Consider the following 19,033-nt stretch of genomic DNA (forward strand, 5'->3'; position numbering starts at 1 on the left):
ATGGCAGAGAGCGAGAGCGGCCAGGACAAGACAGAAGACCCCACGGACAAAAAGAAAAAAGATGCCCGGGAGAAGGGTGAGGTTGCCCGCTCCAAGGAACTCAATACCTTTGCCGTGATGATGGCAGGTGCCGGCGCGCTGCTGGTGTTCGGCGGCGCCCTGGCCCAGGATCTGGCCGAGTTGATGCGCATGAATTTCACCCTGAGCCGGGAAGTGGTGCTCGACCAGCGCTACATGGGGATTTTTCTCATGCGCTCCGGGGAAATGGCTATCTGGGCCGTGCAGCCGATCCTGCTGACCGCCCTGGCCGCCGCCCTGATCGGGCCGATCGCCCTCGGCGGGTGGTTGTTCTCGCCCGGCACCCTGGCCCCGAAGTTCAGTCGGATGAACCCCTTCCCGGGGATCAAGCGGATGTTCTCGGCCAAGTCGGTGATGGAGCTGCTCAAGGCGGTCGGCAAGTTCACCATCATTCTGTTCGTCGGGCTGTCGGTGTTGTCCTCGGATATCGACGACCTGGTACGGATCGCCCATGAACCGCTGGAGTCGGCGGTCATCCACAGCCTGCAGCTGGTGGGCTGGAGTACCTTGTGGATGTCCCTGGGGCTGTTGATCATTGCCGCGGTGGATGTCCCGGTGCAGCTCTATACCGCCCACCAGCGCCTGTTGATGACCAAGCAGGAAATACGTGACGAACACAAGGACCAGGAGGGGCGGCCGGAGGTCAAGCAGCGGATTCGCCAGTTGCAGCGCGAAATGTCCCAGCGGCGGATGATGGCGGCGATTCCCGAGGCGGATGTGGTGATCACCAACCCGACCCACTATGCCGTGGCGCTCAAATACGACGCGGAGAAGGGCGGGGCGCCGGTGTTGCTGGCCAAGGGCAGTGACTTCCTGGCCCTGAAGATCCGCGAGATCGCCGTCGAACACGACGTCCTGTTGCTCGAATCGCCGGCCCTGGCGCGTTCGATCTACTACTCCACCGAGTTGGATCAGGAGATTCCGGCGGGCCTGTACCTGGCGGTGGCACAAGTGCTGGCGTACGTCTTCCAGATCCGCCAGTACCGTGCCGGCAAGGGCAAGCGCCCCGACCCGCTCAAGGGCGACCTGCCGATTCCGCCGGATTTACGCCGCGATTCCTGAACAGGCCCGAAAAACACCGAGCCTCCGGGCCGCCTGGCCTATGTTCCGAGGTAGCGGGAGACGACGTTCCTCGGGGTATCACCCGTAACTACGATGCCTTTGTCCGGCTGGACGATCACTGACTCCCATACACCGCGTGAGCCTGGAAAAAATCGTCTGACGTATCCTGATCCATTGCCAAAGGTGGTGTCGAGATTACCATTGGCCAGATAGCGTGCGATAAGGCCGCTCTCCCTTGACAGCAAACCTGCATAACCCACGACAACTATTTCATCGGGTGTACCGCCTATATCAAACCAGCCCATGCCGTCTGTAATGCCAAAGTCGCTCACCAGGGGCGCGCCATTATTAAATGCCGGATCCAGGCGACCATTGGCGGTGAATGCCGCGAGCAATCCCCTGAGCCCGGCTCCCCATATATCGCCGGGATCCATGTCTGACACACCGGTTGCGAATATACGCCCGTCATCATGTAGGGACAGGCTTATGGCGGCTGAAGGATAACCTACGCCGAATGAAGTCCTGCCGCCGTGCCCGAAGTCGAGGTCTGGAGAACCATCGACATTGAAGCGTGCCAAGTTGGCCCCTTCGCTATCCACTCCCGCGATGGTGATTTTTCGATCGGCCGACACAGCAACCGCGTTGATGACGGTATTAGGATTAAGATGACCGGTCTGGTTAAAGCTATGGTCGATCTCTCCGTTTTTTTCCAGCCTCAGCAAAAGCGCGTTTTGTCCGATGATAATTTTTTCATCGGGGTCCACAACGATATTTGACCTGGGGTGGCTCAGCAGCGTTCTGCGGTTTCTCAGGGTGGAAAGGTGGTCCTGGGGGAGGTTGGGTGGCGCGTCGGTGAGACGAGGGAGAATAACGCTGCCCTTATTGCCAAAACTTTCGTCAGGCGCCCCATTTTCCAGGAAGCGTGCCAGTGCAATTCGGGACTCTCCTGCGAATGAACGGTGATGGCCGGCCAAGAGTATTTTGCCATCCTTGAGTATCTGAGCCCCAGTGGCGGTGGCCTCGCTTCCTGTTTTGAATACGCCGAGGAGGCTGCCGGTGCCATCTGGGCCAAAAGACGGATCAAGGCGTCCCAGATTGGTGAGTTGCGCCAGTTGAAAACTCAGTTGGTTGTTTTCCAGATGCGTCCCGACAAAGAGTATTTCTCCGCGGGGGCGCAGACCAGCGATGCTCATGAGCAGAGTGCCCGTCCTGAAGTCAGAGAACGAGCCTAGAAATCCAAATTCACTATCTATGCTTCCAGGAGCAGTTAAGTTTTGAGTGGGTCCTTTCATGAGGGTGTCTCTCTTTGTTTGGATGAATCTGCATCCGTTGAGTTTGGAGGGGTAGGGGCAAGCTAACCCCGCGATGGCGGATATTCGATGTGTGCTTGTCATTCCGTGTTGCATAACGATGATAGGGGGGGGGAAGATTTCTCGTGAACTGTCAGAACTGACAGTTTTTTATGTTGAGTTGTACTAAGAGTGTGGTTTATTGGATTGTTTTTAACTAAAGCGACAATAGGGCGGGGATGAGGCTATCAGAGTGGTTTTTTTGGCTGCACGTCTTCTTCGTTGCGCACCCTGCGCCAGCTCTTGTCTCGGCGGCACGACCAGTGGCAGTGCTTTTTGCATAAAACTGTCAATTCTGACAGTAGACTGCGTTCGTTTGCCTGGCGCCTTATAGGCTCCATGGAGGTTTCATTCTTCTCAGGGATGGCCATCATGGGAGCGAACGATCATGAGCAACGAGCAATATGAGCGGCTGGAAGGGATGGGGTTGCTATTTGTATCGGGCAGGTTGGAGGACAAACCTGAAATCGGTGCGATCGGCTATTCGATCACTTTCAGGTTGTTACTGGATTTTGAACGTTTCAAAGAAGCAGCCAACACCCATATTCCGGGTTACCTCGATGCTCCTATCAACGCCATCCGTCCCGAGTTGGCCGGTCTGGCCTATCACTATTCGTACAATTACTTTTCCGGCAATGCGGGAAGTATTCGTTCATTCGAGCAACTCTGCGGGGTATTCAGCAATCCGAATGACTATATGAGTGATTGGTCCGCCAATGGGCTTTCGAGGCGTTACGGCAAGCCGGTTTTCGAGTTTTTCGACGATGATGTCTTTATCACGGCCCAGCAGGACTTCCGCTGGAGCGACCGCAAGCGCCGGATCGTCATTGCCGATTTGCCCATCATCGAATTTCAGTGGGCACTCAATTTGATGCTGGGGCATGACCTGCTTTCGCGTGCCCCGACGGCGATTGTCGTTCTGGGGTATTTCCATGAAGACCAGGTCAAGGTCGAGGATGCCTGGTTGAATCGCGGGATCCTGTACGTGAAAGGGAGTGATCTGCAGTTTGGCAAGTTGACCGCGAACGACATCCGGGTCGCCCAGTAGAACCCCTGGTTCGAGGCGGCTCGTTACCTTGGACTGCAAAAGTTGGAAGGCTTCTTGCAGTGGCAGGCCTATGACGCTCCCGGCGTCAAAAGTTTGCTTCAAGGTGACGAGGAATACCGGTGGATCGCTCTCAACTTCTCAACTCGGCGCGCAGCAACCTGAGCAGCCTCGGCCGCGGCAACCTCGGTGTGCCGGTGCTGCTGTTGATCATGCTGGCGATGATGATGTTGCCGGTGCCGGCGTTTCTGCTGGACGTGTTCTTCACCTTCAACATTGCCCTGTCGATTGTCGTCCTGCTGGTCTGCGTCTACGCCCTGCGACCGCTGGATTTCGCGGTATTCCCGACCATCCTGCTGATCGCCACGCTGCTGCGCCTGGCGCTGAACGTGGCGTCGACCCGGGTGGTCATGCTCCACGGCCAGGAAGGTCATGCCTCCGCCGGTAAGGTGATCCAGGCCTTCGGCGAGGTGGTGATCGGCGGCAACTACGTGGTCGGTATCGTGGTCTTCGCGATCTTGATGATCATCAACTTCGTCGTGGTCACCAAGGGCGCCGGACGGATTTCCGAGGTGAGCGCGCGCTTCACCCTCGATGCGATGCCCGGCAAGCAGATGGCGATCGACGCCGACCTCAACGCCGGCCTGATCGATCAGCCACAGGCCAAGCTGCGCCGCCTGGAAGTCGCCCAGGAAGCCGAGTTCTACGGTTCCATGGACGGTGCCAGCAAGTTCGTCCGCGGTGACGCCGTCGCCGGCCTGCTGATTCTGTTCATCAACCTGATCGGCGGCATGGCGGTCGGGATCTTTCAGCACCATATGAGTTTTGCCGACGCCGGCAAGGTCTACGCCCTGCTGACCATCGGTGACGGTTTGGTGGCGCAATTGCCATCACTGTTGTTATCCACAGCGGCGGCGATCATGGTGACCCGGGCTTCCGGCTCGGAAGACATGGGCAAGCAGATCAGCCGGCAGATGTTCGCCTCCCCCAAGGCCCTCGGTGTCGCCGCCGGCCTGATGGCGGTGATGGGCCTGGTGCCGGGCATGCCGCACTTTTCCTTTATCAGCCTGGCGGCCGTCGCCGGCGGCATCGCCTATCTGGTCTGGAAAAAACAGAACGTCGCCAAGGTCCAGGCCCTGGCCGAAGTCCAGCGCCAGCAGGAGCTGCTGCCGTCGCCGGCGCGAACCCAGGAAACCAAGGAACTGGGTTGGGATGACGTGAGCCCCATCGACATGATCGGCCTGGAAGTCGGTTATCGCCTGATTCCGCTGGTGGACCGTAACCAGGGCGGGCAGTTGCTGGCGCGGATCAAGGGGGTGCGCAAGAAGCTCTCCCAGGACCTGGGCTTCCTGATGCCCACGGTGCATATTCGTGACAACCTCGACCTGGCACCCAGCGCCTACCGCCTGACCCTGATGGGCGTGACCCTGGCCGAAGCCGAGATCTACCCGGATCGCGAACTGGCGATCAACCCGGGGCAGGTCTACGGTCCCCTCAACGGGATCACCGCCAAAGACCCGGCCTTCGGCCTGGAGGCGGTCTGGATCGAGGTCAGCCAGCGGTCCCAGGCGCAGTCCCTGGGGTATACCGTGGTCGACGCCAGTACCGTGGTGGCGACGCACCTCAACCAGATTCTCTACAAGCACTCCAGCGAACTGATCGGCCACGAGGAAGTCCAGCAACTCATGCAGTTGCTGGCCAAGGGCTCGCCGAAGCTGGCCGAAGAGCTGGTGCCGGGGATCATTTCCCTGTCGCATCTGCTCAAGGTACTGCAAGCCCTGCTCGCCGAACACGTGCCGGTCCGGGATATCCGCAGCATTGCCGAAGCGATCGCCAACAATGCCAGCAAGAGTCAAGATACTGCCGCTATGGTTGCCGCGGTTCGCGTCGGATTGTCCCGCGCAATCGTCCAAAGCATTGTGGGGCTTGAGTCCGAGCTGCCTGTGATCACCTTGGAACCAAGGTTGGAACAGATATTGCTCAATAGTCTGCAGAAGGCCGGACAAGGCTCGGAAGAAGGCGTTCTTCTGGAGCCGAGCATGGCTGAGAAACTCCAGCGTTCGTTGATCGACGCCGCCCAGCGCCAGGAAATGCAAGGGCAGCCGGTGATCCTGCTGGTAGCTGGACCGGTTCGCGCGATGCTTTCGCGGTTTGGACGACTGGCGGTGCCAAGTCTGCATGTCTTGGCCTACCAGGAAATTCCGGACAACAAGCAAGTGACCATCGTTGCGACAGTAGGGCCCAACGGCTGAGGTAGTGGGTTATGCAAGTTAAGCGTTTTTTCGCCGCCGATATGCGTCAGGCCATGAAGCTCGTTCGTGATGAGCTGGGCTCCGACGCGGCCATTATCGGCAACCGCCGGATTGCGGGCGGTGTCGAGCTGACGGCTGCCCTGGACTACAAGCTCTCGGCGCTGTCGCCGCGGGTGCCGAACATGGAACTCGAAGACGAGCTGCGCAAGACTCAGTCGCGTATCGTTACCGCCCAGGCCGAGCTGAGCCTGCGCAGCGACGGCGATACCGACGCCACGACCAATCGCCAACTGTTCGCCGGCCTGCCGCTGACCGCCGCCGAGCCGCTGATCGAACCGACTTTCGAAGAGCCGCGGCGCCCGGCGCCAGCGCCTGTCGCACACGCCCCGGCGGTGGACCAGCGAGTATTCGACTCGATGCGTTCGGAGCTCAACGGCCTGCGCGAGCTGCTGGAAGTCCAGCTCGGCTCCCTGGCCTGGAACCAGTTGCAAGGTCGTCAGCCGCAACAGGCCAACCTCTGGCGTCGCCTGCAGCGTATCGGCCTGTCCGGGCCGTTGTCGCGGGACCTGCTGGAACTGGTGAACGGGATCGAGGAGCCGCGCCAGGCCTGGCGCATGCTGCTGGCGCACCTGGCGCGGATGATCGTCACGCCCGAGATCGAGCCACTGGAAGAAGGCGGTGTGATCGCCATGGTCGGCCCGGCCGGCATGGGCAAGACCACCACCCTGGCCAAGCTGGCGGCGCGTTACGTGCTCAAGTACGGCGCGCAGAACATCGCGCTGGTGAGCATGGACAGCTTCCGTATCGGTGCCCAGGAGCAACTCAAGACCCTGGGGCGGATCCTCAACGTCTCGGTGACCCATGTCGACCCGGGCCAGTCCTTGGCCCAGGCCCTCGACCCGCTGCTGCGCAAGCGCGTGGTGCTGATCGACACCGCCGGACTGCAGGCCAGCGATCCGGCGTTGCGCATGCAACTGGAAAGCCTGGCCGGACGCGGGATCAAGGCGAAGAATTATCTGGTCCTGGCCACCACCAGCCAGAAACAGGTGCTGACCGCCGCCTACCACAGCTACAAGCGCTGCGGGCTGGCCGGTTGCATCCTGACTAAACTTGATGAAACGGCGAGCCTCGGCGAAGTGCTGAGCCTGGCCATCAGTCACGAATTACCAGTGGCCTACCTGACCGACGGGCCACGCATTCCGGATGATCTACACCTGCCGCGCCGGCATCAATTGGTGTCCAGGGCGGTCAGTGTGCAAATGCAGGAAGAACCCAGCGAGGAAGCCATGGCCGATATGTTCGCTGATATCTACCACAGCCCGTCAAAACGGGTGGGTTGAGATGAGTATTCAGACGTTGCAAATTACCTACATCGATGGTCTGCCACGCATTGTTCCGACAAGTGAACGCGCAGCCAGTTATGTGGCCTTCCGTCTAAGCAAGACAAGGTAAGAAGAGAACATGGGCAGCATGCATCCCGTACAGGTGATCGCGGTGACCGGCGGCAAAGGTGGCGTCGGGAAGACCAACGTGTCAGTGAATTTATCCCTGGCCCTGGCTGAGCTTGGCCGGCGCGTCATGCTGCTGGATGCGGATCTGGGGCTGGCGAATGTCGACGTCCTGCTGGGCCTGACACCCAAACGTACCCTGGCCGACGTGGTCGAAGGCCGCTGTGAGCTGCGCGATGTGCTGTTGCAAGGCCCGGGCGGGATTCGTATCGTGCCGGCGGCCTCGGGGACCCAGAGCATGGTGCACCTGAGCCCGGCGCAGCATGCCGGCTTGATCCAGGCATTCAGCGATATCGGCGACAACCTCGACGTGCTGGTGATCGACACCGCCGCGGGCATTGGTGAGTCGGTGGTCAGCTTCGTCCGCGCGGCCCAGGAAGTGCTGCTGGTGGTCTGCGACGAGCCGACATCGATCACCGATGCCTACGCCTTGATCAAGTTGCTCAACCGCGACTACGGCATGAACCGCTTCCGCGTGCTGGCCAACATGGCCCAGAGCCCGCAGGAAGGCCGCAACCTGTTCGCCAAGTTGACCAAGGTCACGGATCGTTTCCTGGACGTGGCCTTACAATACGTCGGCGCCGTTCCTTATGACGAGTGTGTGCGCAAGGCCGTGCAAAAGCAGCGTGCGGTCTACGAGGCATTCCCTCGTTCGAAATGTGCCTTGGCGTTCAAGGCTATCGCTCAGAAGGTCGACACCTGGCCGCTTCCCGCCAATCCACGGGGGCACCTGGAGTTTTTCGTCGAGCGTCTGGTGCATCAAACGAGTGCGGGACCGGTGCTATGACTGCCAGTGGCTATCGCATGTATTCCAAGTCGTCGCGTGACAGCCAATATGAATTGATTGAACGTTACGCACCGTTGGTCAAACGTATCGCCTATCACCTGCTGGCGCGGTTGCCGGCCAGTGTCCAGGTCGAGGATCTGATCCAGGCCGGGATGATCGGGCTGCTGGAAGTCTCGACCAAGTACGACGCGAGCAAGGGTGCCAGTTTCGAGACCTATGCCGGCATTCGTATCCGCGGCGCGATGCTCGATGAAGTGCGCAAGGGCGACTGGGCACCACGTTCGGTACACCGCAATACCCGTATGGTCAGTGACGCAATTCGCGCAATTGAAGCAAAAACCGGCCGTGACGCTAAAGATCACGAGGTTGCAGCCGAACTCCAATTGAGTCTCGACGATTATTACGGGATTTTGAACGATACCTTGGGCAGCCGCCTGTTCAGTTTCGACGACCTGTTGCAGGACGGCGACCATGAAGGGCTGCACGAGGACGGCGCAAGTGCTCATCTCGAGCCGTCGCGCGACCTGGAGGATGAACGCTTCCAGGCAGCGCTGGCGGATGCGATTGCCAATTTGCCGGAGCGTGAGCGACTGGTCTTGGCGCTGTACTACGACGAGGAGCTGAACCTCAAGGAAATTGGTGAGGTGCTGGGGGTCAGCGAGTCGCGAGTCAGCCAGTTACACAGCCAGTGCGCGGCCCGTTTGCGGGGGCGTTTGGGGGAGTGGCGAGCGCGCTGAGGGCAGTGTGGGAACACTGCGAACGAGACCGGCAGGGCGTTTGACGTCTTGCGGGTGACTCGGCCGGATGGCGTTTCCATGCAGTCGTTGAGTGCTGTGCCGAATTGATTGAACAGCGCGTCCAGGTGCTGTACGCGTTTAAGACTGCTTGGAGGTCGAATTGGACAAGAACATGAAAATCCTCATCGTTGATGATTTTTCAACGATGCGGCGGATCATCAAGAACCTGTTGCGTGACCTCGGGTTCACCAACACGGTTGAGGCGGACGACGGTACTACCGCGATTCCCGTCCTCAACAGCGGTAGCATCGACTTTCTGGTCACCGACTGGAACATGCCCGGCATGACCGGTATCGATCTGCTGCGCCACGTGCGCGCCGATGAAAAGCTCAAGCACCTGCCGGTGCTGATGGTGACCGCTGAAGCCAAGCGCGAGCAGATCATCGAAGCTGCCCAGGCCGGTGTAAACGGCTATGTGGTCAAACCATTCACGGCCCAGGCGTTGAAAGAGAAGATCGAGAAGATCTTCGAACGCATCGGTTGATGAAGTCCACCACGGGGGCGCTATGGAGCACAACGAATCTTCACTGGGTGATTTTGAACTAACCCTGAAAAAACATGCCCGCGAGCTGGTCGACAGCCTTGAAAAAGGCCGGTTTGGCGACGCGGTGCAAATGATCCATGAGCTGAATCAGACCCGTGACCGTGGCCTGTACCTGGAAGTCGGCAAGCTCACCCGCGAATTGCACAGCGCCATTGTCAACTTCCAGATCGACCCGCATATGCCGCAGGCCGAGGAAGTGTCGCAGATCACCGACGCCACCGAGCGCCTGTCCTATGTGGTCAGGCTGACCGAAGCAGCGGCCAATCGCACCATGGACCTGGTGGAGAGTGCGACCCCGAGGATCACTGGCCTGAACGTCGAGGCCAAGGCCCTGGGTGCCGACTGGGGCCGTTTCATGCGGCGCGAAGTCGGTGCCCAGGAGTTTCGCGAGCTGGCGCGGCGGGTCGAGACCTTCCTGTCCCGCAGCGAGCAGGAAACCCGCGCTGTTTCGAGCGAACTGAACGATATTCTGCTGGCCCAGGATTACCAGGACCTTACCGGCCAGGTGATCAAGCGCGTGACCCAGATGGTCACCGAAGTGGAAAGCAATCTGCTCAAATTGGTGCTGATGGCCAGTCAGGTCGACCGCTTTGCCGGTATCGAACATGACCGCGATGCGCTTCTTGCCGAAAAAGACCCACAAAAACAGATGGCCCAGGGTGAAGGTCCGCAGATTCATGCCGATAAACGTGAAGACGTTATGTCCGGTCAGGACGATGTCGACGATTTGCTTTCCAGTCTTGGATTCTAGGAGCACCCAAACACATGAGCTTCGGCGCCGATGAAGAGATCCTTCAGGATTTTCTGGTTGAGGCCGGCGAGATTCTGGAGCAACTGTCCGAACAACTGGTCGAGCTGGAAAGCCGGCCAGATGATGCGGATCTGCTCAATGCAATCTTTCGCGGTTTTCACACTGTAAAAGGGGGCGCCGGCTTCCTCCAGCTCAACGAGCTGGTGGAGTGCTGTCACATCGCCGAGAACGTGTTCGACATCCTGCGCAAGGGGGAGCGACGCGTCGACTCGGAGCTGATGGACGTGGTCCTGGAAGCGCTGGATGCGGTGAATGGCATGTTCAGCGAAGTCCGTGAACGTGGCCCGATCACTGCGGCGACTCCGGAGCTGCTGGCGGCCTTGGCGCGCCTGGCGGAGCCGGCGGGTGCCGAGGAAGTGGCCGCGCCAGTGGCCGAAGTGGCGGAGCCGGAACCGGTCGCTGAAAGCGAATCCGGCGACATCACCGATAACGAATTCGAAATGCTGCTCGACTCCCTGAACAGCGTCAAGGCCGAAGCCGAGGCGCCCAAGGCCGTGGCTGCGGTACAAGGCGAGGCTGGTGGCGATGAAATCACCGACGCCGAGTTCGAATCCCTGCTCGACCAGTTGCACGGCAAGGGCCAGTTCGCGCCGGATGCCGTCGCGGCGCCGACTCCGCCGGCAGCACCGGCGGCGGCCAGCGGTGGGGCTGAAAAAAGTAGCGATATCACCGACGACGAATTCGAAGCCTTGCTCGACCAGTTGCATGGCAAGGGTTCGTTCAAGGTCGAGGCGCTCGATACCACTCCGGCTGCGGCTCAGGCGGCCGAGAAAACCGGCGCTGCAAGCGGCGACCTGATCACCGACCAGGAATTCGAATCGCTGCTCGACGAGCTGCATGGCAAGGGCAAGTTCACCGAAGTGGCCGCGACCACGGCGGTCGCGACCAAACCGGCTGCCGCTGCCGCCCCCGCACCTGTTGCCAAGGCCCCGGCCGCGACACCTGCTCCGGCCAAGGCCGCACCCGCATCTGCCGCCGCTGCCGCACCGGCTCCGGCCCGTGCCCCGGCTCCTGCCGCTGCCGCAGGCGACAAGCCGGCCGCCAGCGAAGCGGAAACCACCGTGCGGGTCGACACCGCGCGCCTGGACGAAATCATGAACATGGTCGGCGAACTGGTGCTGGTGCGTAACCGCCTGGTGCGCCTGGGCTTGAACAGCGGCGATGAAGCCATGTCCAAGGCCGTGTCCAATCTCGACGTGGTAACCGCCGACCTGCAGACCGCGGTGATGAAAACCCGCATGCAGCCGATCAAGAAAGTCTTCGGCCGCTTCCCGCGCCTGGTTCGCGACCTGGCCCGGCAGTTGAAGAAAGAGATCAACCTGGAACTGGTGGGCGAAGAGACCGACCTCGACAAGAACCTGGTGGAGGCCCTGGCCGACCCGCTGGTCCACTTGGTGCGCAACTCGGTCGACCACGGTATCGAAGAACCGGCCGACCGCGAAGCCATGGGCAAGTCCCGCAGCGGTCGGGTCATCCTCTCCGCCGAGCAGGAAGGCGACCACATCCTGCTGTCGATCTCCGATGACGGCAAGGGCATGGACGCCGACGTGCTGCGCAGTATCGCGGTGAAGAAGGGCCTGATGGACAAGGATGCGGCCGATCGCCTGAGCGAGACCGACTGTTTCAACCTGATCTTCGCCCCGGGCTTCTCGACCAAGACCGAGATTTCCGACGTGTCAGGGCGTGGCGTGGGCATGGACGTGGTGAAAACCAAGATCGCCCAGCTCAACGGTACCATCAACATCTACTCGACCAAGGGCAAGGGCTCGAAGATCGTCATCAAGGTCCCGTTGACCCTGGCGATCATGCCGACCCTGATGGTCATGCTCGGCAACCAGGCTTTTGCCTTCCCGCTGGTCAACGTCAACGAGATCTTCCACCTCGATCTGTCGCGCACCAACGTGGTCGACGGCCAGGAAGTGGTGATCGTCCGCGACAAGGCCCTGCCGCTGTTCTACCTCAAGCGCTGGCTGGTCAGCTCGGCCGCTCATGAAGAGCAGCGTGAAGGCCACGTGGTGATCCTTTCGGTGGGCACCCAGCGGATCGGCTTTGTCGTCGATCAGTTGGTCGGCCAGGAAGAAGTGGTCATCAAACCGCTGGGCAAGATGCTGCAAGGGACCCCGGGCATGTCGGGCGCCACCATTACCGGTGACGGTCGCATTGCCCTGATTCTCGACGTGCCGAGCATGCTCAAGCGTTACGCCGCACGGCGTATTTGATTCTGGCCCGGCGGCTGGGCTTAAGCCCGCCGCCGTGCCTAACGGAGTGTTTATGGTAGTCAAGGTCCTGGTGGTGGATGATTCGGGGTTTTTCCGCCGCCGCGTCTCGGAAATTCTTTCGGCGGATCCAAGCATTCAGGTCGTCGGTACGGCGACCAACGGTAAAGAAGCCATCGATCAGGCCCTGGCCCTCAAGCCGGACGTGATCACCATGGACTACGAGATGCCGATGATGGACGGCATCACGGCGGTGCGGCATATCATGCAGCGCTGCCCGACGCCGGTGCTGATGTTCTCGTCCCTCACCCACGAAGGCGCCCGGGTCACCCTCGATGCGCTGGACGCCGGGGCCGTGGACTTCCTGCCGAAGAATTTCGAAGATATCTCGCGCAACCCGGAGAAGGTCAAGCAGCTGCTGTGCGAGAAGGTTCACAGCATTTCGCGCAGTAACCGCCGCTTCAGCAGTGTGCCTGCTGCCGCGCCGTCTCCGGCCCCTACGCCGACACCGGTGTCCAGCAGCTACGGCAGCCCGGCTCCGGCCCCCGTGCGCACCACCCCGGTGGCCAGTCGCGCTCCGGCGCCCGCACACGCCGCGGTCTCGACCTCCGGCGCGCCGAAGCGCAAGGCCTACAAGCTGGTTGCCATCGGTACCTCCACCGGTGGTCCGGTAGCCCTGCAGCGGGTCCTGACCCAGTTGCCGGCCAGCTTCCCGGCGCCCATCGTGTTGATCCAGCATATGCCGGCGGCCTTCACCAAGGCTTTTGCCGAACGTCTGGACAAGCTTTGCCAGATCAGCGTCAAGGAAGCCGAGGATGGCGACATCCTGCGTCCCGGGCTGGCCCTGCTCGCTCCGGGCGGCAAGCAGATGATGATCGACGGGCGTGGCGCGGTGAAAATCCTGCCAGGCGATGAGCGTCTGAACTACAAGCCTTGTGTGGATATCACCTTTGGTTCCGCGGCCAAGTCCTACGGTGACAAAGTTCTGGCGGTGGTTCTCACCGGCATGGGCGCCGATGGTCGTGAAGGCGCGCGCCTGCTCAAGCAGGGCGGCAGTGCCATCTGGGCCCAGGACGAAGCCAGTTGCGTGATCTACGGCATGCCCATGGCCATCGTCAAGGCTGAGCTGGCCGATGCGGTGTACAGCCTCGATGAAATCGGCAAGCACCTGGTCGAGGCTTGTCTCTGATGGATGTGTTGAGCCTTATCGGGATGATTCTGGCGTTTGTCGCCATCATCGGCGGCAACTTCCTCGAAGGTGGTCACCTGGGGGCCCTGGCCAACGGTCCGGCCGCCTTGATCGTGCTGGGCGGGACCATCGGCGCGGCTTTGCTGCAATCGCCGATGAGCGCGTTCAAGCGCGCCATGCAGATTCTTATCTGGATCCTCTTTCCACCGCGTATCGATCTGCCTGCCGGCGTCGAGCGCGTGGTCAACTGGAGTCTGACGGCGCGCAAGGAAGGCCTGTTGGGCCTGGAAAGCATCGCCGAGGCCGAGCCCGACACCTACTCGCGCAAGGGCCTGCAACTGCTGGTCGACGGTGCCGAGCCGGAAGCCATCCGCAGCATCCTCGAAGTGGACTTCTACACCCAGGAAAGCCGTGATATCGAGGCCGCCAAGGTCTTCGAAAGCATGGGCGGCTATGCGCCGACCATCGGTATCATCGGTGCGGTGATGGGCTTGATTCACGTGATGGGCAACCTCGGCGACCCCTCGCAACTGGGTAGCGGGATTGCCGTGGCCTTTGTCGCGACCATCTACGGCGTGGCCAGTGCCAACCTGATACTGCTGCCGGTGGCCAGCAAGCTCAAGTCGATTGCCTTTCGCCAGTCGCGTTATCGGGAAATGCTCCTCGAGGGCATCCTGTCGATTGCCGAGGGCGAGAACCCGCGCTCCATTGAATTGAAGCTGCAAGGCTTCATGGAGTGATGGAGTAGACATGGCCAGACGTCGCCAACACGAAGAGCATGTGAATCACGAGCGCTGGTTGGTTTCCTACGCTGACTTCATCACGCTGCTGTTCGCCTTTTTCGTGGTCATGTACTCGATTTCCTCGATCAACGAAGGCAAGTACAAGGTGATCTCCCAGGCGCTGGTCGGGGTCTTCAACGACGCCGACCGCAGCCTCAAGCCGATTCCCATCGGTGACGAGCGCCCGGTCACGGTCAAGCCTGCCGACCCGCTGATCAAGGATGTCGATCAGACCGATGCCGCCATCGGCCAGGGGGCCAAGGACCCGCTCAAGAGCATCGCCGACGATATCAGCGCGGCGTTCGGCGACCTGATCAGTTCCAACCAGATGACCGTGCGCGGCAACGAACTGTGGGTCGAGATCGAACTCAACTCCAGCCTGCTGTTCGGCAGCGGCGATGCAATGCCCAGTGACATGGCGTTCAACATCATCGAGAAGGTGGCGAAGATCCTCAAACCCTTCGACAACCCGATCCACGTCGAAGGCTTTACCGACGACCAGCCGATCCGTACCGCGCAATATCCCACCAACTGGGAGCTGTCCTCGGCCCGTTCGGCGAGTATCGTGCGGATGATGGCCATGGACGGGGTCAACCCCGGCCGGCTGGCATCGGTGGGGTATGGCGAGTTCCAGCCGGTGGCCAACAATGCCACCGCCGAAGGTCGGGCGCGCAACCGGCGGGTGGTGCTGGTGGTGTCGCGTAATCTCGACGTACGCCGCAGCCTGACCGGTACCGGTACGGCCAATGCAACACCGGACGCGGCCTTGAAGCGTGCTGGCACACAAACTGCACCGCCAGCGATAAAGCAAGCGGTACGCGAGAAGGCCGTCAAATCTCCGGCACCTGCTCTATAACTTGGCGCTATTTCTCGGCCGGCTTGACGCCGGGCGGGAGGAATACACTGAATGAGAGTCTGGGCAGTAGCCAATCAAAAGGGTGGCGTCGGTAAGACCACTTCCTCCATCGCTTTAGCCGGATTGCTGGCCGAGGCGGGCAAGCGCGTGGTCGTGGTCGACCTCGACCCCCACGGCTCGATGACCAGCTATTTCGGTTATGACCCCGATACCCTGGAACACAGCACCTTCGACCTGTTCCAGCACCGGGGCACGGTGCCTGTGGGCTTGCCCGGGCAATTGCTGCTGTCCACCAGCGACGAACGGATTTCCCTGTTGCCCTCCAGCACCGCCCTGGCGACCCTTGAGCGCTTGTCGCCGGGCCAGAGCGGCCTGGGCCTGGTGATCGCCAAGAGTCTGGCGCAGTTGTGGCAGGATTTCGATTACGCGGTGATCGACAGCCCGCCGCTGTTGGGTGTGCTGATGGTCAACGCCTTGGCGGCGAGCCAGCAACTGGTGGTGCCGGTGCAGACCGAACATCTGGCGGTCAAGGGCCTGGAGCGGATGGTCAACACCCTGGCGATGATCAACCGTTCACGCAAGCAGGCCTTGCCCTACACCATCGTACCGACCTTGTTCGATCGCCGGACCCAGGCGTCCATGGGGACTCTGCGGGTCCTGCGCGACAAGTTCCCGGAGACCATCTGGGAAGGCTACATTCCGGTCGACACGCGCCTGCGCGATGCCAGCCGGGCGGGTGTCACACCGTCGCAGTTCGACGGCAAGAGCCGGGGCGTGCTGGCCTATCGGGCCTTGCTCAAGCACTTGCTCACCCAACAACTCATTCCGCAGGTGGCCTGACGTGTCCCAGTCCTCAAGTCATCTGCCTGTCCAGCCGATACCCTTTACAGGTTACTGTAACGGGACATCTCCATGGGCATGCACATGATCCGTCCTGTCGAAATCACCACACGGCCGCAAGTGGCGCTGCAATCCTATCTGGATGCACTGCTGCAGGAGGCGACCGAAGAGTTGCCGGTGGAAATCGCCGTCGCCGTCGAGGTGCCGGTCGCGGTACCGCTGCTGGTAGAGCCGAGCGCGGCCAGCGAGCTGGACGAGTTCCAGGCCGCCGTGCTCGAAGAGCAGGCCCGCGATGCCCTGGCCGCGCAAGCCGTGGTTGCCGCTCCCGTGGTGGCGGCGCCTGCGCCAGTGCCAGTGGTGTTGGAAGCGCCGGTGGCGATACCGCAGGTTGTGCCGGTCGCGCCCGTGGTGGTGGAGCCGGTGGTCGAGGTGCATCTGCCGCCCGCGGCGAATATCCCGCCGCCACCGATGCAGGGCGACGAGCGTCCCCATTGGGCGGCCGAGCCTTTCGAATGCCTGCTGTTCGACGTCGCCGGGCTGACCCTGGCGGTGCCGCTGGTCTGCCTGGGGTCGATCTATTCGCTGGCGGGGCACGAGCTGACGCCATTGTTCGGACAGCCGGAATGGTTCCTCGGGATCCTGCCGAGCCAGGCCGGCAACCTGAAAGTGCTGGATACCGCGCGCTGGGTGATGCCGGACCGCTATCGCGACGATTTCCGCCAGGGGCTGCAATATGTGATCTCGGTCCAGGGCTACGAATGGGGGCTGGCGGTGCATCAGGTCAGCCGTTCCCTGCGCCTGGACCCCAACGAAATCAAATGGCGTACCCATCGTGGACAGCGGCCGTGGCTGGCCGGCACGGTCATCGAACACATGTGTGCGTTGCTCGACGTCTCCGAACTGGCTGAACTGATCGCCAGCGGTGCGGTGAAACATCTGCAAACGAACAAGCCGGCCGGTAAACCAGCCAGCAAACCAACGAACAAATAACGGCGTCCTCGCGGTCCCCCCGCGAGGCTTGCCAGAGCACACACCGTATCAACGGTCATTGAGGGTCAGGGGTATGAATAAGTCGTCGTCCGCACAGAGTTCCGAAGATCCGATCCTGCAATGGGTAACCTTCAAGCTGGATAACGAGTCCTATGGGATCAACGTGATGCGCGTCCAGGAAGTCCTGCGCTACACCGAGATCGCCCCGGTACCGGGTGCACCGAGCTACGTGCTGGGGATCATCAACCTGCGCGGCAACGTGGTCACCGTGATCGACACCCGCCAGCGTTTCGGCCTGATGCCGACCGAAGTGAACGACAACACCCGTATCGTGATCATCGAGGCCGACAAGCAAGTGGTCGGTATCATGGTCGACAGCGTGGCCGAAGTGGTCTATCTGCGTCAGTCGGAAGTCGAAACCGCGCCGAACGTGGGTAACGACGAATCGGCCAAGTTCATCCAGGGCGTGTGCAACAAGAACAACGAACTGCTGATTCTGGTTGAGCTGGACAAGATGATGAGCGAAGAAGAATGGTCCGAGCTGGAGAGCATCTGATTGATTCTTGAGGTCGCCGTTATTCTCCTGGCCCTGTTGTGGGCCGGGACCGTAGGGATGTTTGTGGTCTATGCCCGCAACCAGCGTCTGATTGCCGGGCAGCAGGCCGAGGGCGATGCGTTGCGGGACCAACGCATCAAGGAGCTGGCGCGGCGCGTGGATAACTTCCAGAACGGCACCGTGCGCATGGGCGAGGACCTGCACGAGCTGCGGGCCGTCGTCGCACCCTTGCCGGAAAAGCTTGCCCAGCTGGAGCAGCGTGATCCGTCGAGCCTGTCCTTCGCCCAGGCGGCACGGCTGGTGGGGATGGGGGCCAGCGTTGATGAATTGACGCAGTCCTGCGGCCTGACCCAGGCCGAGGCGGAACTGATGAGCAAGTTGCATCGGGGTTGAAGCCTTCGCCGTTGGCCTGACCCTGGCGCCCTTGGATGGGCGCCACAAGGTTCAGTGACGGGTCGCGATCCAGATCAGCAAGCCGGCCTGGAACATCGCAAAGGCCACCAGGCAGGTGATGGTGAAGCGCAGGCCGGTGTCTTCACGCTTGAATTTGCTCACGCGTTCTTCCTGCTGGCGCAGCTTCACTTCCTGTTCCAGCAGGTTCTGTTCGGCGGTCTGCAGCATCTGCGCCGCTTCGAGTATTTCGACGAATTGCAGTTTTTCGGTGTTCCACGCCGTGCGCAGGTCGCCGACCCGCACGTCCTTGTAGCTGCCCTTGAGGTGCAGGGGGGCATCCGCGTATTCGACTTCGTAACCCTGGACTTTCAGGAAGTGATCGCGGCGCAGGCGGGTGTCTTCGTTCAAGGCGTCCTTGTTTTGCAGGGTGGCGCCATCGACCACGTAATGTGAGCCTTTCTTCTGGGCCCAGATCGCGGCCTGGGCGGCCAGGAAACGTCCGATACCGCGATTCATCGGCTCGACCTGCAAGCCGCTTTCCGGTCCGAAATGCACGCGCTGGGTGCTGTGGTCGACCCACACGTCCAGGTGGTTCTGTTCCTTGCGCACCCGTTGTCCCGGCAGCTGGATCTCCAGGCGCAGCAGGCTGCGTTCCTTGCTATGGCGCTCGGCGTAGCCGAACTGGACAAACCGCAGGGGGCGGGCGCCGGTGCTGCGCTCGGTGGGCAGGGGCGCCAGGCGCAGCAGCTTGAAGTGCTCGGCCTGGACGTCCGCCCACGGCAGCTCCACGGGCGGGGCCTCGGCGGCTTCGGCGGTGTTTTCGGTTGAGGCTTGGGGTTCAGTCATTCGGCAAGATCCTGTCCGTATCCAGCTTGCCGGTCACAATATCGGTACCGGCAATGACTTATCGGCCGTTTTTGGCAGGACTGGAGCAGAAAGTGCCCTTGGGCCTGGCACCGGTCCTGTAGCGGTCTTGAG

General features: G+C 61.2%; 18 protein-coding genes. 16 read left to right on the plus strand and 2 right to left on the minus strand.

What is annotated here, in order from left to right:
* Positions 1 to 1,140, plus strand: coding sequence for a flagellar biosynthesis protein FlhB (flhB, locus tag HX830_RS10950; RefSeq protein ID WP_152738527.1), 1,140 nt, complete (start codon positions 1 to 3; stop codon positions 1,138 to 1,140).
* Between the two features lie 38 nt (positions 1,141 to 1,178).
* On the opposite strand, the gene HX830_RS10955 is transcribed toward flhB, so the two are convergent.
* Positions 1,179 to 2,333, minus strand: coding sequence for a hypothetical protein (locus HX830_RS10955; RefSeq protein ID WP_177100131.1), 1,155 nt, complete (start codon positions 2,331 to 2,333; stop codon positions 1,179 to 1,181).
* 544 nt (positions 2,334 to 2,877) lie between these two features.
* Here HX830_RS10955 and HX830_RS10960 point away from each other — a divergent pair.
* The 15 genes from HX830_RS10960 (at position 2,878) to HX830_RS11030 (ending at position 18,055) form a co-directional block, all read left to right on the plus strand.
* Positions 2,878 to 3,537, plus strand: coding sequence for a hypothetical protein (locus HX830_RS10960; protein WP_177100133.1), 660 nt, complete (start codon positions 2,878 to 2,880; stop codon positions 3,535 to 3,537).
* A gap of 119 nt (positions 3,538 to 3,656) precedes the next feature.
* On the plus strand, positions 3,657 to 5,786 hold the full coding sequence (gene flhA, locus HX830_RS10965; protein WP_177100135.1) for a flagellar biosynthesis protein FlhA: 2,130 nt from the start codon (positions 3,657 to 3,659) through the stop codon (positions 5,784 to 5,786).
* An 11-nt stretch (positions 5,787 to 5,797) separates the two neighbouring features.
* Complete coding sequence (gene flhF / locus HX830_RS10970) at positions 5,798 to 7,126, plus strand: flagellar biosynthesis protein FlhF (RefSeq protein ID WP_103495943.1); 1,329 nt, start codon at positions 5,798 to 5,800, stop codon at positions 7,124 to 7,126.
* A gap of 121 nt (positions 7,127 to 7,247) precedes the next feature.
* Positions 7,248 to 8,081 carry a flagellar synthesis regulator FleN gene (fleN, locus tag HX830_RS10975; RefSeq protein ID WP_040069867.1) on the plus strand — a complete coding sequence of 278 codons (834 nt, stop codon included), beginning with the start codon at positions 7,248 to 7,250 and terminating at the stop codon, positions 8,079 to 8,081.
* On the plus strand, positions 8,078 to 8,818 hold the full coding sequence (gene fliA / locus HX830_RS10980; protein WP_103495942.1) for an RNA polymerase sigma factor FliA: 741 nt from the start codon (positions 8,078 to 8,080) through the stop codon (positions 8,816 to 8,818). The genes fleN and fliA overlap by 4 nt, the downstream gene beginning before the upstream one ends.
* Positions 8,819 to 8,990: 172 nt before the next feature.
* Positions 8,991 to 9,362: a chemotaxis response regulator CheY gene (locus HX830_RS10985; protein WP_003183998.1), complete on the plus strand. Its 372-nt coding sequence runs from the start codon at positions 8,991 to 8,993 to the stop codon at positions 9,360 to 9,362.
* Positions 9,363 to 9,384: 22 nt separating this feature from the next.
* Positions 9,385 to 10,173 carry a protein phosphatase CheZ gene (locus tag HX830_RS10990; RefSeq protein ID WP_103495941.1) on the plus strand — a complete coding sequence of 263 codons (789 nt, stop codon included), beginning with the start codon at positions 9,385 to 9,387 and terminating at the stop codon, positions 10,171 to 10,173.
* A gap of 14 nt (positions 10,174 to 10,187) precedes the next feature.
* Complete coding sequence (locus HX830_RS10995) at positions 10,188 to 12,452, plus strand: chemotaxis protein CheA (protein ID WP_177100137.1); 2,265 nt, start codon at positions 10,188 to 10,190, stop codon at positions 12,450 to 12,452.
* A gap of 52 nt (positions 12,453 to 12,504) precedes the next feature.
* Positions 12,505 to 13,638, plus strand: a complete 1,134-nt coding sequence (locus tag HX830_RS11000; protein WP_177100139.1) for a protein-glutamate methylesterase/protein-glutamine glutaminase — start codon at positions 12,505 to 12,507, stop codon at positions 13,636 to 13,638.
* A complete protein-coding gene (locus HX830_RS11005; RefSeq protein ID WP_103495938.1) occupies positions 13,638 to 14,378 on the plus strand; it encodes a flagellar motor protein in 741 nt (246 codons plus the stop codon). The genes HX830_RS11000 and HX830_RS11005 overlap by 1 nt, the downstream gene beginning before the upstream one ends.
* A 10-nt stretch (positions 14,379 to 14,388) precedes the next feature.
* Positions 14,389 to 15,276 (plus strand): flagellar motor protein MotD, encoded by an 888-nt coding sequence (gene motD, locus HX830_RS11010; protein WP_103495937.1) that lies wholly within the window; start codon positions 14,389 to 14,391, stop codon positions 15,274 to 15,276.
* Positions 15,277 to 15,327: 51 nt separating this feature from the next.
* Positions 15,328 to 16,116, plus strand: coding sequence for a ParA family protein (locus tag HX830_RS11015; protein ID WP_103495936.1), 789 nt, complete (start codon positions 15,328 to 15,330; stop codon positions 16,114 to 16,116).
* An 84-nt stretch (positions 16,117 to 16,200) separates the two neighbouring features.
* The gene (locus tag HX830_RS11020; RefSeq protein WP_152737246.1) at positions 16,201 to 17,106 is read left to right on the plus strand and encodes a CheW domain-containing protein; all 906 of its coding nucleotides are present in this window, start codon (positions 16,201 to 16,203) and stop codon (positions 17,104 to 17,106) included.
* Between the two features lie 73 nt (positions 17,107 to 17,179).
* Positions 17,180 to 17,662 carry a chemotaxis protein CheW gene (locus HX830_RS11025; protein WP_040069887.1) on the plus strand — a complete coding sequence of 161 codons (483 nt, stop codon included), beginning with the start codon at positions 17,180 to 17,182 and terminating at the stop codon, positions 17,660 to 17,662.
* Entirely contained in the window at positions 17,663 to 18,055 is a 393-nt protein-coding gene (locus HX830_RS11030) for a DUF2802 domain-containing protein (protein WP_100939041.1), read from the plus strand. It abuts the gene before it with no gap.
* Positions 18,056 to 18,106: 51 nt separating this feature from the next.
* Here the strand turns inward: HX830_RS11030 and HX830_RS11035 are convergent, their stop codons facing one another.
* Complete coding sequence (locus HX830_RS11035; protein WP_177100141.1) at positions 18,107 to 18,901, minus strand: hypothetical protein; 795 nt, start codon at positions 18,899 to 18,901, stop codon at positions 18,107 to 18,109.
* Positions 18,902 to 19,033: the final 132 nt, after the last annotated feature.

Source organism: Pseudomonas gingeri (assembly GCF_013385425.1).
Lineage (GTDB): Bacteria > Pseudomonadota > Gammaproteobacteria > Pseudomonadales > Pseudomonadaceae > Aquipseudomonas > Aquipseudomonas gingeri_D.